11 protein-coding genes are annotated in these 14,501 nt (G+C 63.8%); 6 read left to right on the top strand and 5 right to left on the bottom strand.

Annotated elements, in window-relative coordinates; translation table 11 throughout:
• Positions 1-145 precede the first annotated feature (145 nt).
• From FRZ40_RS27385 to FRZ40_RS27375, 3 genes are read right to left on the bottom strand one after another with little or no spacing between them, the layout of a single operon-like run.
• The gene (locus FRZ40_RS27385; RefSeq protein WP_147236208.1) at positions 146-1,675 is read right to left on the bottom strand and encodes a CoA-acylating methylmalonate-semialdehyde dehydrogenase; all 1,530 of its coding nucleotides are present in this window, start codon (positions 1,673-1,675) and stop codon (positions 146-148) included.
• A 49-nt stretch (positions 1,676-1,724) separates the two neighbouring features.
• Positions 1,725-3,434 carry an AMP-binding protein gene (locus FRZ40_RS27380; RefSeq protein WP_028364737.1) on the bottom strand — a complete coding sequence of 570 codons (1,710 nt, stop codon included), beginning with the start codon at positions 3,432-3,434 and terminating at the stop codon, positions 1,725-1,727.
• A gap of 53 nt (positions 3,435-3,487) precedes the next feature.
• On the bottom strand, positions 3,488-4,621 hold the full coding sequence (locus tag FRZ40_RS27375; protein WP_147236207.1) for an acyl-CoA dehydrogenase family protein: 1,134 nt from the start codon (positions 4,619-4,621) through the stop codon (positions 3,488-3,490).
• A gap of 267 nt (positions 4,622-4,888) precedes the next feature.
• Here FRZ40_RS27375 and FRZ40_RS27370 point away from each other — a divergent pair, with 267 nt between their 5' ends.
• From FRZ40_RS27370 to FRZ40_RS27350, 5 genes are all read left to right on the top strand, one after another.
• On the top strand, positions 4,889-5,968 hold the full coding sequence (locus tag FRZ40_RS27370) for an AraC family transcriptional regulator (RefSeq protein WP_147236206.1): 1,080 nt from the start codon (positions 4,889-4,891) through the stop codon (positions 5,966-5,968).
• A 78-nt stretch (positions 5,969-6,046) separates the two neighbouring features.
• The gene (locus FRZ40_RS27365; RefSeq protein ID WP_147236205.1) at positions 6,047-7,723 is read left to right on the top strand and encodes an NfeD family protein; all 1,677 of its coding nucleotides are present in this window, start codon (positions 6,047-6,049) and stop codon (positions 7,721-7,723) included.
• Positions 7,720-8,499 (top strand): slipin family protein, encoded by a 780-nt coding sequence (locus tag FRZ40_RS27360; RefSeq protein WP_028364740.1) that lies wholly within the window; start codon positions 7,720-7,722, stop codon positions 8,497-8,499. The genes FRZ40_RS27365 and FRZ40_RS27360 overlap by 4 nt, the downstream gene beginning before the upstream one ends.
• 154 nt (positions 8,500-8,653) lie before the next feature.
• On the top strand, positions 8,654-8,905 hold the full coding sequence (locus FRZ40_RS27355; RefSeq protein WP_028364741.1) for a DUF4148 domain-containing protein: 252 nt from the start codon (positions 8,654-8,656) through the stop codon (positions 8,903-8,905).
• 383 nt (positions 8,906-9,288) lie between these two features.
• Positions 9,289-10,590 (top strand): NCS2 family permease, encoded by a 1,302-nt coding sequence (locus tag FRZ40_RS27350; protein ID WP_147236204.1) that lies wholly within the window; start codon positions 9,289-9,291, stop codon positions 10,588-10,590.
• Positions 10,591-11,344: 754 nt separating this feature from the next.
• Here FRZ40_RS27350 and FRZ40_RS27345 read toward each other — a convergent pair.
• Together FRZ40_RS27345 and FRZ40_RS27340 are read right to left on the bottom strand one after the other, a co-directional pair.
• On the bottom strand, positions 11,345-11,635 hold the full coding sequence (locus FRZ40_RS27345) for a DUF1488 family protein (RefSeq protein ID WP_028364743.1): 291 nt from the start codon (positions 11,633-11,635) through the stop codon (positions 11,345-11,347).
• A gap of 300 nt (positions 11,636-11,935) precedes the next feature.
• Positions 11,936-12,265: a DUF2964 domain-containing protein gene (locus tag FRZ40_RS27340; RefSeq protein WP_240057291.1), complete on the bottom strand. Its 330-nt coding sequence runs from the start codon at positions 12,263-12,265 to the stop codon at positions 11,936-11,938.
• 227 nt (positions 12,266-12,492) lie between these two features.
• Between FRZ40_RS27340 and FRZ40_RS27335 the strand changes: the two genes are divergently transcribed.
• Complete coding sequence (locus tag FRZ40_RS27335; RefSeq protein ID WP_147236203.1) at positions 12,493-14,433, top strand: sigma-54-dependent Fis family transcriptional regulator; 1,941 nt, start codon at positions 12,493-12,495, stop codon at positions 14,431-14,433.
• The last annotated feature ends 68 nt before the right edge of the window (positions 14,434-14,501 follow it).

Here is a 14,501-nt window from a genome sequence, read left to right as displayed (position 1 = left end):
GCCCCGCACAGGGGCAACGCGTGAAGCACAGACAAAAAAACGCGGATGCCAGCGCAAGCCAAACCGCGGATGCCAGCGCAGCAAAAACCAAAAACAAAAAACAAAAAACCAGAACGGCGACTGCGTCGCAAGACAACAAAATCTCTCACCGCAAGGCAATAGTGGTATTCACCCCATCGCCAACAGTCTCATCATCAAACCACCGCGCGGTAACCGTCTTGGTCTGCGTATAAAACTGCACAACCTGCTTGCCGTAAGGCCCAAGATCCCCAAGCTTCGACCCTCGAGATCCGGTGAAACTAAAGAAAGGCACCGGCACGGGAATAGGAATATTGATCCCCACCTGCCCAACATCGATTTCGCTCTGAAACTTGCGAGCCGCCGCGCCGCTCTGCGTAAAGAGCCCCACCCCATTGCCCATCGGATTGCTATTCACCAGCGCAATCGCATCATCGAGCGTGGGCACGGTCATCACGCACAGCACAGGACCAAAAATCTCGGTCCGGTAAACATCCATCTCGACGGTCACATCAGAAAAAATCGTCGGCCCGATAAAATTGCCATCGGCGTAGCCATCGACCTTCACATCACGCCCATCGAGCGCCAAGGTCGCCCCTTCCTTCACACCCGCTTCAATCAGACCGAGAACACGAGACTTCGCGGCACGCGAAACAACAGGCCCGACGTCTGTCCTGGCCTCGTGACCGGCGTTCACCTTCAACGCCTTCGCCTTTTCAACCAGAGAAGGCAACCAGTCCTTCGACGAACCGACGAGCACGACAACAGAAGTCGCCATGCAACGCTGCCCCGCCGCGCCAAAGCCGGCGCCAACGAGCGCATTCAATGTCTGCTCGCGATTCGCGTCAGGCAACACGACAGCATGATTCTTCGCGCCCATCATCGATTGCACGCGCTTGCCGTGCTGACTGCCCAGGTTGTACACATGCGTGCCCACCGCCGTCGATCCGACAAACGAAATCGCCTTCACCAGCTCATGCGTGCATAACGCATCGACGACGTCCTTGCCGCCATGCACGACGTTCAGCACGCCCTTCGGTACGCCCGCTTCGATCGCAAGTTCGACCAGCTGCATCGTCGACAGCGGATCCTGCTCGGATGGCTTCAGCACGAACGTGTTGCCGCACACGATCGCCATCGGGAACATCCACAGCGGAATCATCGCCGGAAAGTTGAACGGCGTGATGCCCGCACAGACGCCGATCGGCTGGCGCAGTGTGTACGTGTCGACGCTGCCCGCCACGTTCTCCGCGAATTCGCCCTGTTGCAACGTGCCGATCGAACACGCGTGCTCGACCACTTCAAGGCCGCGGAAAATGTCGCCTTCGGCATCGGGCAACGTCTTGCCCTGCTCCGCCGTCAGCGTCTTCGCAATGCGCGGCATGTGTTCGCGGATCAGCGCCTGATACTTCAGCATGATGCGCATGCGCGCGCCAATCGGGGTGTTCTTCCACGTTGCAAACGCCGCGTGCGCGGAGCGGATCGCCGCGTCGACTTCTTCCTGCGTCGCGAACGGCACGCGCGCGAGCACCTGCTGCGTCGCGGGATTCACGATGTCGCGCCACTCGGTCGCGTTCGATTCGACGAACTCGCCGTTGATCAGCAGCTTCACTGTGTCGATCTTCTGGCCTGCGACTGTCGTTGGAATTGCGCTCATGCTGGATGTCTCCTTGATCAATATCGGTGTCGGACGCGAGCATGCCTGCTCAGTTGCCATTGCCGTTGCGAAGCTCGGGGAAATCCTCTTCCCAGTACTCGTCGGGCATACGCGCGGGCTCGGCGGTGCGCTCCAGTTCGCGCCGCCTCAACTCGACGCGCCGGATCTTGCCGGAGATCGTCTTCGGCAGATCGCTGAATTGCAGGCGTCGGATGCGCTTGTACGGCGCGAGCTTTTCGCGCGAAAAGCGGAACACGTCGCGCGCCAGTTCGGGACCGGCTTCGAATCCATGACGCACGGTGACGAATGCCTTCGGCACCGACAGACGCAGCGGATCGTTGCTCGGCACGACGGCCGCTTCGGCAATCGCCTCATGCTCGATCAGCACGCTTTCGAGTTCGAACGGACTCAGCCGGTAATCGGACGACTTGAACACGTCGTCCGAACGGCCCACGTAGACGAGATAACCGTCGTCGCGCCGCATCGCGACATCGGAGGTGTGGTAGTAACCGTTGCGCATCGCGTGTTCCGTGGCCTTCGCGTTGTTCGCATAGCCCGTCATCAGACCAAGCGGACGCGCGTCGAGCGGCAACGCGATTTCGCCTTCCGTCACGGGATGATCGTCGGCATCGACGAGTTCGACGCGGTAGCCCGGCAGCGGACGTCCCATCGAACCGGGCACGACCGGCTGCCCCGGCGGGTTGCCGATCTGGCAGGTCGTTTCCGTCTGCCCGTAGCCATCCCGGATCGTGATGTTCCATGCATGCCGCACGCGCTCGATGATCTCCGGATTCAACGGCTCACCCGCGCCGACGATTTCGCGCAGCTTCACGGCGTACGACGCGAGCGGCTCCTGCACGAGCATGCGCCACACGGTAGGCGGCGCGCACAGCGTCGTGACGTTGCAGCGCACCAGCACGTCGAGCGTTTCCTTCGGCACGAAGCGCGAGAAGTTGTAGACGAACACGCAGGCCTGCGCATTCCACGGCGCGAAGAAGCAACTCCACGCGTGCTTGGCCCAGCCCGGCGAGCTGATGTTCCAGTGAATGTCGTTGGGTTGCAGACCGATCCAGTACATCGTCGACAGATGGCCGACGGGATAGCTCTGATGCGTATGCTCGACGAGCTTCGGCTTCGACGTCGTGCCCGACGTAAAGTACAGCAGCATCGGATCGCTTGCGCGTGTGACGCCGTCCGGCGTGAACGATGACGAAGCCTCGTACGCGGCCGAGATATCTGTCCAGCCATCGCGCGGTGCGCCAACCGAGATGCGCTTCAACGGAACATCGAGGCTCTCGAACTTGACTGTCTCCGCGCTATCCACCACGACGACATTCGCGCCGCCGATCTGCACGCGGTCGCGCACATCGTCGGGCGACAGTTGCGTGGTGGCAGGCAGCACGATGGCGCCAAGCTTCATCGCCGCGAGCATCACGTCCCACAGTTCGACGCGATTGGGCAGCATCAGCAGCAACCGGTCGCCGCGCCCCACGCCGAGCCCGCGAAGGAAATTCGCCATCCGCGACGAGCGCTCCGACATCTGCGCATACGAGAGTTTCAGCCCTTCCTGTGCAGGGTCGTCGACGATCCACAGCGCGGGATGATGATTGTCTTGCGCGATGACGTCGAAATAATCGAGCGCCCAGTTGAACTCCCCGAGTTCGGGCCATCTGAACTCGCTGCAGGCGCGCTCATAGTCCGTGCGATGGCGCAACAACAGGTCGCGCGCGTCGAAAAAGCCGTGTGCTTCTGCCGTCATCGTCGTCTCCACAATCGGCGCGGAATGCGCTCTGTTGGCGGATTATTCTGCGCTCAAACGTGCCGCGCGATAACCATTCTTTGTACTTCGCTGGTCCCTTCGTAAATCTGCGTGATGCGCGCATCGCGATAGTGCCGCTCGACGGCATAGTCTTCGAGGTAGCCGTAGCCGCCGTGAATCTGGATCGCCTTCGAACAGACATCTTCGGCCATTTCCGACGCATACAGCTTCGCCTGCGACGCCTCCGACAAACATGGCCGTCCCGCGCTGCGCAGCCGCGCCGCGTGATGCACGAGCAGGCGGGCGGCGTTCAGGCGCGTCGCCATGTCGGCAAGCATGTTGGCGATGGTCTGGTGCTCCTTGAGCGCCTTGCCGAACTGGATGCGCTCGTTTGCATACGCCCGGGCCGCGTCGAAGGCCGCGCGTGCAATGCCGAGCGCCTGCGCCGCGATACCGATGCGCCCGCCTTCCAGGTTCGACAACGCGATGCGCAAGCCCTCGCCCGGCGCGCCGAGCAGATTGGCTTCGGGCACGGCGCAATCGTCGAGTGAAATCGGACAGGTATCCGACGCGCGGATGCCGAGCTTGTTCTCGGGACGCCCGACGTTGAAGCCGGGCGTATCCGTCGGCACGATGAAGGCCGAGATGCCGCGCTTGCCCGCCTCGGGATCGGTGACGGCGAATACGATCGCGAGGCTCGCGCGCGAGCCGTTCGTCACGAACTGCTTGCTGCCGTTGATGATCCATTGCCCGTCGCGCAGGACGGCGCGCGTGCGGATGTTGTTCGCTTCGCTGCCCGCGTGCGGCTCGGTCAGACAGAATGCGCCGATGCGCTTGCCCGTCGCGAGATCGGCGAGATAACGGTCTTTCTGCGCGTCACTGCCAAAGTTGAGAATCGGACCGCAGCCGACCGAGTTGTGCACGCTCATCATCGTCGCGCACGCCGCGCAGCCGGCCGCGATTTCTTCGAGTGCAAGCGCATACGCGATGTAGTCGGTGTAGGAGCCGCCCCACTCCGGCGGCACAATCATGCCGAGAAAGCCGAGTTCGCCCATCTGCCTGACGACTTGCGCAGGCAACGCACCTTCGCGGTCCCATTGCGCCGCGTTCGGCGCGAGGCATTCGACCGAAAAATCGCGTGCGGCATCGCGGATCATCCGCTGTTCGTCGGTATAGAACTCGTCCATGTGTCTACTTGCCTCTCTTCGTGCTGCGCGCGTGCTGCGTTGCACATGCGGCGCGCTGGTGGAGCCAAGTGTAGGCGGCGCGCAAGCGGGATTCGATGCCGCGTGCGATCAATCTGCGTGAGCGCATTTGCCATATCCGGATACCGGCAGCTGCGCCGATACGGCAGAATGGCGGTTCTGCCGGGCGCGCGCCGCTAAACACGTGAGCGCATTTGCCAGAACTCTTGAAACGCATCCTTCCGTGCCGAACCGGGGAACCGCCATCGCATGAAAGCAGAAAGAGGCACGATCTCCGTGAGTCTCGTCGAAGAGACGCTGGCGCTCGCCCGCGCGCGCGGCGTCGACGTGCGGCCCATCGTCGAGGCGGCGGGCATCGCGCCGCAGATGCTCGCGAGCCCGAAAAGCCGCGTGACGCCGGCTCAATATGGGGCGCTGTGGGCCAACATCGCCCGCGCGCTCGACGACGAGTTCTTCGGCCAGGATTCCCACGCGATGAAAAGCGGCAGCTTCATCGCGATGACCCAGATGGCGCTGACGGCACGCAACGGCGGCCTGGCATTGACGCGCGCCGTCGGCTTCATGCGCCTCGTGCTCGACGACATGAGCGTGCAGATCGACAGGCGCGACGACCGCGTGCGCCTTGCGTTCGCCCTTCGCGACGGCGCGCCGCAGCCGGCCATGTTTGCCTACGCAACCTGCTTCATCCTTGTCTACGGGCTCGTCTGCTGGCTGGTCGGGCGGCGCATTCCGCTGATCGAGGCGCGCTTTCGCTGCGCCGAGCCGCCCGCCGCGCACGAATACCGGCTGATGTTCTGCGATGACCTGTCGTTCGGGCAAAACGAGTCGTACGTCGATCTCGCGCCGGATTTCTGGGACTTGCCCGTCGTCCAGACCACGAAGTCCGTCAAGCCCTTCCTGCGCGATGCACCCGCGAGCTTCATCATCAAGTACCGCAATCCCGGCTCGCTGGCGGCGCGGGTGCGCAAGACGCTGCGCGCGCTGCCGATGGCCGCGTGGCCCGGCTCCGACGCCATCGCGCAGCGACTGCACGTCGCCGAGGCGACGATGCGGCGGCATCTGAAGCAGGAAGGCTATACGTACCAGTCGATCAAGGACGACTTGCGGCGCGACATCGCAATCTCGGAACTGCAGCGCGGCGGCCAGTCGATCGCCGATATCGCCGCGACGCTCGGCTTTGCGGAGCCGAGCGCCTTTCATCGCGCGTTCCGCAAGTGGACGGGAATGCGGCCCGCCGATTATCGGGCGGTCAATGCTCACGCGGCGCTCGCGCAGACGGCAGGGAGCACGGGTATCTCCCGCCGCGCGGAACCCGCGGAATCCGACTAAGCTTAAGACAGGCCAGCTTTTTCAGGCCGGGCGCGCCGCATACGAACGTGATCCGTCGCAGCGCGCCGGCCGTCGACGATGGGAACCTACCGGCTTCTCCCGATCCGGCAAGCGGGTTTGCGACGCCTGTCCGATCGCGCATGCTTCGCGAGGCGCAGTGCGTGCGGCGTGCTTGTATCCGCCAGCGCTCGCGCTTTCTGGGCTCGCGCGATGCGTGCGATTGCCGGCGTCGCACGCGCGATGGCGCCTGGATCGCCGATGCTCGCGCTGATGTTTTGCAGTGCGGCAATGTTCGGCCCTGGCAGCGCCGGCGCCGCGCAGCCGGCCATCGCGCCAGGCAGCGTCGTGGTGATTCCCGTCGCAGGCGCGATCAGCCCCGCCACCGCCGACTTCATCGTGCGCAGCCTGGCCCGCGCCGCCGACGATCACGCGCAGCTCGCCGTCCTGCAACTCGACACACCGGGCGGACTCGACACGTCGATGCGGCAGATCATCAAGGCGATTCTCGCGTCGCCCATCCCCGTCGCGACCTACATCGCGCCAGGCGGTGCGCGCGCGGCAAGCGCAGGCACCTACATCACGTATGCGAGCCACATCGCGGCGATGGCGCCGGGGACCAATCTCGGCGCGGCGTCGCCCGTGCAACTGGGCATCGGCGGGCAGGACGCGCCCAAACCCGGCCAGCCGCCCGGCTTGCCCGGCGCGGCGCCAGCCTCGAACCCCGCTGCGAAAGACGACGCGGCGTCCGGCGCGCTTGCGATGGACAGTCAATCGACGGAGCTGCGCAAGCAGCTTCACGACGCGCAGGCCTACATCCGCGGCCTCGCGCAGCTGCGCGGCCGCAACGTCGACTGGGCCGAGCGCGCGGTGCGCGAAGCGGTGAGCCTGTCGGCGCGCGACGCGCTCGAGCAGAAAGTGGTGGACTTCGTCGCGCGCGATCTTCGCGACCTGTTGCGGCAGGTCGACGGGCGCACCTATGACACGGCGGCCGGCACGCAGCGTCTGACGACGGCGCATGCGCCCATCGTGACGCTCGAAGCGGACTGGCGCAGCCACTTCCTCGCCGTCATTACCGATCCGAACGTGGCCTTGATCTTGCTGATGATCGGCATGTATGGCCTGTTCTTCGAATTCGCGAATCCCGGCTTCGTGCTGCCCGGCGTCGCCGGCGCGATCAGTCTGCTGCTCGGGCTGTTCGCGCTGCAACTGCTGCCCGTCAACTACGTGGGTCTGAGTCTGATCTTCCTCGGTCTGGCGTTTCTGATCGCCGAAGCGTTTCTGCCGACCTTCGGCGCGCTCGGCTTCGGCGGGATCGTCGCGTTCGTCATCGGCGCGCTGATGCTGATCGATACCGATGTGCCCGGCTACGGCATTCCGCTGCCCATGATCGCCGCCGTCATCGTGTTCAGCGTGCTGTTCATCTTCGGTGTATCGAGCCTCGTGCTGCGTTCGCGGCGGAGGCCCGTCGTGACAGGCGCCGAAGCGATGATCGGCAGCGTCGGCGTGGTGCTCGACGACGGTCTGGTCGCGATTGCCGCCGATTCGGACGAAAGCCGCACTGGCCAGCAGCCCGACAGCCTGCTGCACGGCGAGCCGGAGCGCATCGGCTGGGCGCGCGTGCATGGCGAGCGCTGGCGCGTCTGCAGCAGCGCGCCGCTCGCGGCAGGCAACGCGGTGCGCGTGACCGGACGGCGCGGCCTGATGCTCACCGTCGTGCCCGCGAACCCCGCCTCATCACAAGGAGAACGCACATGATCGGCTTCACTTTCGGCTTTGGCAGCATCCTGATTCTTGTGGCGATCGTACTGATCGCTTCGTCGGTGCGCGTGTTTCGCGAGTACGAGCGCGGCGTCGTGTTCATGCTCGGCCGCTTCTGGAAGGTCAAGGGTCCGGGCCTCGTGCTGATCATCCCCGTCGTGCAGCAGGTCGTGCGCATGGATCTCCGCACCGTCGTGTTCGACGTGCCGCCGCAGGACGTGATTACGCGCGACAACGTGTCCGTCAAGGTAAATGCCGTCGTGTACTTTCGCGTCGTCGATCCCGAGCGCGCGGTGATTCAGGTTGCGCGTTATTTCGAAGCGACCAGCCAGCTGTCGCAGACCACGTTGCGCGCGGTGCTCGGCAAGCACGATCTCGACGAGCTGCTGTCCGAACGCGAGCAGCTCAACACCGATATCCAGCGCGTACTCGATGCACAGACGGACGCGTGGGGCATCAAGGTATCGAATGTCGAGATCAAGCATGTGGACATCAACGAAACGATGATCCGTGCGATTGCGCGTCAGGCCGAAGCCGAGCGCGAGCGTCGCGCGAAGGTGATTCATGCCGAAGGCGAATTGCAGGCGTCGGAGAAACTGCTGCAGGCCGCGCAGATGCTCGCGCAGCAACCGCAGGCAATGCAGCTTCGCTTTTTGCAGACGCTGACAACCATTGCCGCCGACAAGAATTCGACGATCGTATTTCCGCTTCCCGTCGATCTGTTGACGGCCGTGCTCGATCGCATGGGCAAGCCATCCCAGCACATGGGATGACACCTGCGCGGAGGCAGCCGGTCATGCATGAACTACGCCTTGCGCACCGCATTTTGCGCAAAGTGAGCAACGGTTCATTTCATTTACGAACCTTACTCATCGTGAATACAGAACCTAGAATAAAGGGGTCATCCTAACTTTTCAGGCCCCTGCCATGAAGCTGATTCCTCGTATGGTTCTGGGCGCGCTCATCGGTGTAGCAGCCGTGTCGTCCGCGTTTGCGCAATCTTCTCGCCCCTATGATCAGAACACGCCCAAGACCCGCGCCGAAGTGAAGGCCGATCTCGTCGAATGGCGCAAGGCCGGTTACGATCCGCTCGACTGGATCAACTATCCGGCTAACGCTATTGCGGCTGGCCGCATTGTCGCGCAGCATCGAGCGCAAGCCCAGGGCACGCAGCAGTAATTCCGTTCCGTCGGTGCGTGCGTGACGTGCGTCGCGCGTCACGCATCGCCGTGCCCTTGTAGCCTCGGGCATCGTTGTACGAGTCTTTCTTCTTCCTCGCTGCGTTTCTTCCCGCTCTTCCCGCAATCCGACCTGACGGCCCGCGTCGGGTATCATCACGCCCCTCCGCCAGCAAAAATCCGCGTTTGCGCGCTGCCGTCTGTGTTTCGAGTGTTGCTTCGGCTACACGCGCGCGCGGCAGATGCGGCATTTGCTGAACAATCGTGATTAAATCCGCCCGTGGCGTCGCGATGCCCGGGCACAACAGACGGTTGGAAAGCGGTACGGGAAGCGGCACAACAAGCCGTTACGAACGACATTTCAAACGACGAGAGACTCGGCTCATGGACTCCGTAAAACGGTATTTCGGCTTTGACGAAGCAGGGACGAACCTGCGCGTGGAGGTGCTCGCGGGCATCACCACGTTCCTGACAATGGCCTACATCATCTTCGTCAACCCGGCGATCCTCGGCGATGCCGGCATGCCGAAAGACTCGGTGTTCGTCGCGACCTGCCTCGTCGCGGCGCTCGCGTCGCTGATCATGGGCTTCTATGCGAACTACCCGATTGCCTGCGCACCCGGCATGGGCCTGAACGCCTATTTCGCGTACACGGTGGTCAAGGGCTTGGGCTTCTCATGGCAGGCCGCGCTCGGCGCGGTGTTCATCTCGGGCTGCCTGTTCCTGATCGTCACGCTGTTGCGCGTACGCGAAGTGATCGTCACGGGCATTCCGCATTCGATCCGCGTGGCGATCACGGGCGGCATCGGTCTCTTTCTCGCGATCATTTCGCTGAAGACGGCGGGCATCGTCACGGGCAATCCGGCGACGCTCGTCACGCTCGGCAACCTGCACGATCCGCACGTGGTGCTCGCGATCATCGGGTTCTTCGCGATCGTCACGCTCGATTTCCTGCGCGTGCGCGGCGCGATTCTGATCGGCATCGTCGGCGTGACGATCCTGAGCTTCTTCTTCGGCGGCAACCAGTTTCACGGCGTCGTGTCGATGCCGCCGTCGATTTCGCCGACGCTGTTCCAGCTCGACATCAAGGCCGCCTTGTCGACGGGCGTGCTGAATGTGATTCTGGTGTTCTTCCTCGTCGAACTGTTCGACGCGACGGGCACGCTGATGGGTGTCGCGAATCGCGCGGGGCTGCTCGTGCACGGCAAGATGCATCGGTTGAACCGTGCGCTGCTTGCGGATAGCACGGCGATTCTCGCGGGTTCGGTGCTTGGCACGTCGTCGACGACGGCGTATATCGAAAGCGCGTCGGGTGTGCAGGCGGGTGGACGCACGGGCGTCACCGCGATCACGGTTGCCGTGCTGTTTTTGCTGGCTTTGTTTTTTGCGCCGCTGGCTGGGGTTGTACCGGGTTATGCGACGGCGCCGGCTCTTTTGTATGTGTCGTGTCTGATGTTGCGGGAGATGGCTGATCTGCCCTGGGACGATGCTACCGAGGTCGTGCCTGCTGCGCTCACGGCTTTGATGATGCCTTTCACCTATTCCATTGCGAATGGGGTTGCGTTTGGGTTTATTTCTTATGCAGGCCTCAAGCTTTTGACCGGGCGCGCACGGCAGGTCAAGCTTGTTGTGTGGGTGATTGCTGCTGTGTTTTTGTTTCGGTTCTTTTATCTCGGATCTGAGTGATTTTTTTGTCTGCGACGCTAGTCGTTGTTCTGGTTTTTTGGTTTGGTCTTTCGCTGGCATCCGCGATTTCGTAGCGGTTTGCTAGCGTTGCCCCTGTGCGGGGCGGCACTCACTTTCTTTGCCGCCGCAAAGAAAGTAAGCAAATAAAGCGGGCTAACCCCGCCAATCCTTGTGTTTGCCTGCGGGCCCCCCACGGGTCCCGCACTCCACACGGCAACACGCTATTTGTTGCTCGTTGCCAGCGTGCTAGCTCACGCCTCACCCGCTTCGCATGCCCGCGTCACGGAACGCGTTAGCAGGAAGTCCACGGCCGCCCAGGTGGCAAACGGTGTGTAGGCCGTCGCGACGCAAGTGCACCACTCCGGACTGAAAAGCGGGATCGGTGTCGTAGAAGCGCTAACGCGTAAGGCGCGACAGACTACACACCGTTTGCCACCTGGGCGGCGCAGACGATTCGCTGCCGCTGGCTGCGCTCGGGTGATTGAAGTGGGTGATGCGCATTTTCAAGACGCTGGCAACACGCGTGGAAAACTGCGATGCCGTGTGGAGTGCGGGACCCGTGGGGGGCCCGCAGGCAACAACTAGGATTGGCGGGGTGAGCGGCTTTCTTTTGCCTACTTTTCTTTGCCGCTGCAAAGAAAAGTAGGTGCTGCCCGCACAGGGGCGACGCCAGCAAACCGATACGAAACCGCGGATGCCAGCGAAGCAAAAAGCCAAACCGCCAGCGCAGCAAAAAACCCGCGCCGCCCAGGCGCTAAGCCCGCCAGTTAGCCTCATAAAACCGGACATACCCACTTCGCAGTACCACACACTGCGCCCCCGTCTCCGACAATAACCTCCGCGTAGCGGCTTCAATCCGCTCCCGATGGGTCGAAAACGCGCCCAGCATGTCTTCGATGCGCGGTGAGGCCGCGCCGAAGTGATCTTCCAGCGCCTCGGCGGTGATCATGCATTCCACCCGTTGCCCATCGACCATAGCCGGAAACGCCAGAGTCAGTTCGCGCCCAGAATACTCAGGGACTTCTTTCGGGAAATTGATCTGCATGGGAACACCTTGGTCGAACGTCACCGCCTGGAACCGCGCCTGCCCCTGTTCACACCTCCGTTATGGATCGCAGCGCGGGCTGTCGACTGCAAGCACGCGCCGTCATCGCGCAGGCCGTCAGTCGATCTACCCACTGTAGACGAGTTCCGGCGCGCCGCAAGTTTTGTTTCGCCAGACCCCAGCATGGTGCCGCCATGCACCCTGCAACGGCGTACGGCCGAGCGGCGAGGCAAAGCATCCCGCATTCGACACCTCGCGCGGAAGACCCGAAAAATGCCGCGCCGCAGCGAGACTTCGCGCCTAGAACTGCGTCGGCAGATGATGATGATGATGTTCGTGCGGTCCGACGTCGTCCGCGGGATGCCCGGGCGGCGTCTTGCCGGGCAGGTCGCGCGGCCATAGCGTGAGCATCGTCACACACCCCACGATGCCGATCGCAATCGCGATCACACCCGTCCATATCTCGCGATCCAGGTAGTACAGCGAACCGTGGATCGACAACCCGATGCCGCCTAACGCGATGAAGATCGCAAGCGTGGCGAGGACGACTCTCAACTCCATGCGCACCATGACGTTCTCCTCGAAATGGCGCTGGCCGGGACCGTGATGACGCAGCCCCAGTGGCGGCACGCAGCGCGAACGCGTGCCTGTCTACGATGATTGCACTTCTGCGCCAGAAGGCAAGCGGAACACGCGCCGCGCGTCCTCCTGTAAGATGGGTCGGCATGAGTCGGCACAGACCGGACGTTTTTCCTGCTCACGACGCCTTCACCGGGCATGCAGTGCTGCACTGCGCAACGCCGCACGAGCACGTGTCCCTGCGACAAGGCGTCCACGCACAACATCGGAGACATGCAGTGACTCAACGTTCCGTCACGCCGTCCGTCGCGGGCCGCGCCGACGTGCTCGCGCAAGCTCATGCGCGTTCACGCGAATTCGGCCTGCGCGCATCCGAGGCGCCCGACTTTCATCCCTTGCAGCCATTCGCCCTGCGCGATCTCGTCGAGCAAAACCGCTCGCTGTATGCGCACGCGCTGCCGGTGATGGAAACGCTGCATGCGCAGATCGTCGATACGGAAAGCATGGTGCTGCTCACCGACAGCAACGGCGTCATCCTGCACAGTCTCGGCGACAGCGATTTCGTCGAAAAAGCGAGCCGCGTCGCGCTGTGCGCCGGCGTGTCGTGGTCCGAGGCGGATCGCGGCACGAATGCCGTCGGCACGGCGCTCGCCGAGGGCCAGCCGACCGTCGTCCATGGCGGCGAGCATTTTCTGCAGGCCAACCGCATCCTGACCTGCTCGTGCGCGCCGATCGCCGATCCATACGGCCGCACGATCGGCGCGCTCGACGTGAGCGGCGACCCGCGCGGCTTCCACAAACACACGCTGGCGCTGGTGCGCATGTCGGCGCAGATCATCGAAAACCAGCTGTTCGCGAACCAGTTCGGCAATGCCGTGCGCATGCGCTTTCATGCGCGCAGCGAGTTCATCGGCACGCTGTTCGAAGGGCTCGCCGCTTTCGGCGGCAACGGCACGCTGCTCGCGGCCAACCGCAGTGCACTCTTCCAGTTCGGCCGCCCGCTCGACGCGCTGCTCGGTCAGCCGTTCGAGGCGCTCTTCGGCACCGCGTTTCCCGCCATGCTCCAACAGGCGTCGCGCGCGCCGGGCGAATGCCTGACGCTGACGCTGCCCAGCGGCGTGCGCGTGCTGGCGCGCGCCGAATACGCCGCGCGGCCCGCGTTTTCCGCCGCCTCGGGCCCGCAGCGCGCGCCTTCATCGACGGCGCCCGCGTCGTGCAGGCCGCGCGCCGCCGCGATCACCTTCGCGACGCTCGATACGGGCGACGCGCGTATGGCCGCCGTCCTCGGGCGCGTCGAGAAAGTCCGGGGCCGCGATATTGCGGTGCTCGTGCTCGGCAAGACGGGCACCGGCAAGGAGTGGCTCGCGCGCGCGATGCACGAAGAATCGCCGCGCCGCGACGCGCCGTTCGTCGCCGTCAATTGCGCATCGCTGCCCGACACGCTGATTGAGGCTGAACTGTTCGGCTACGAAGACGGCGCGTTCACGGGCGCGCGCAAGCGCGGCAACGTCGGCAAGATCGTGCAGGCAGACGGCGGCACGCTGTTCCTCGATGAAATCGGCGATATGCCGCTCGCGCAGCAGGTGCGCCTGATGCGTGTGCTGCAGGAGCGCTCCGTGGTGCCGCTCGGCGGCACGCGCGCGGTGCCCGTCGACGTGCGCATCGTCTGCGCGACGCACCGCAATCTGCGCGCAATGATCGAAGAAGGCACCTTCCGCGAAGACCTGTACTACCGGATCAACGGGCTCGTCGTCACGCTCCCCGCGCTCGCCGAGCGCACCGATCTGCCCGTGCTCGTCGAGCGGATGCTCGCGCGTTTGCGCCGCGACGAGCCCGATAGCGATCGGATGCCCACGCGCGTGTCGGCGGATGTGCTCGACTGCTTCGCGCGCTGCCGCTGGCCCGGCAATCTGCGGCAACTGGCGAACGTGCTGCGCACGGCGGGCATCATGGCAGAAGGCGCGGACGAAATCGGCCTCGACCATCTGCCCGACGATTTCCTGCACGACTGCGAGCCGCCGCGCGACGAACCGTTGCGCGCCCCGCCCATCGTCGATACGCCCACGCCGTCTCGCCCGGCCAATATGGAAGAGCTGCAGGCGACGCTGATCGAGCAGACGCTCGCGCGCAACAACGGCAATATTTCGGCGGCCGCGCGCGAACTGGGTCTCGCGCGCAATACGGTCTATCGCTACATGCGGATGCGCACCACGCACTGAATGCCTGCCACGCCGCGAATGCAGCGCGTCAGGTCGCGCTGCGTTAAGCTTCGTCCCCGTCCCGTGTA

This window comes from Paraburkholderia azotifigens, from assembly GCF_007995085.1.
Classification (GTDB): Bacteria; Pseudomonadota; Gammaproteobacteria; order Burkholderiales; family Burkholderiaceae; genus Paraburkholderia; species Paraburkholderia azotifigens.
The sequence above is the reverse complement of the archived record's forward strand: the minus strand, read 5'-3'. Positions and strand labels throughout refer to the sequence as shown.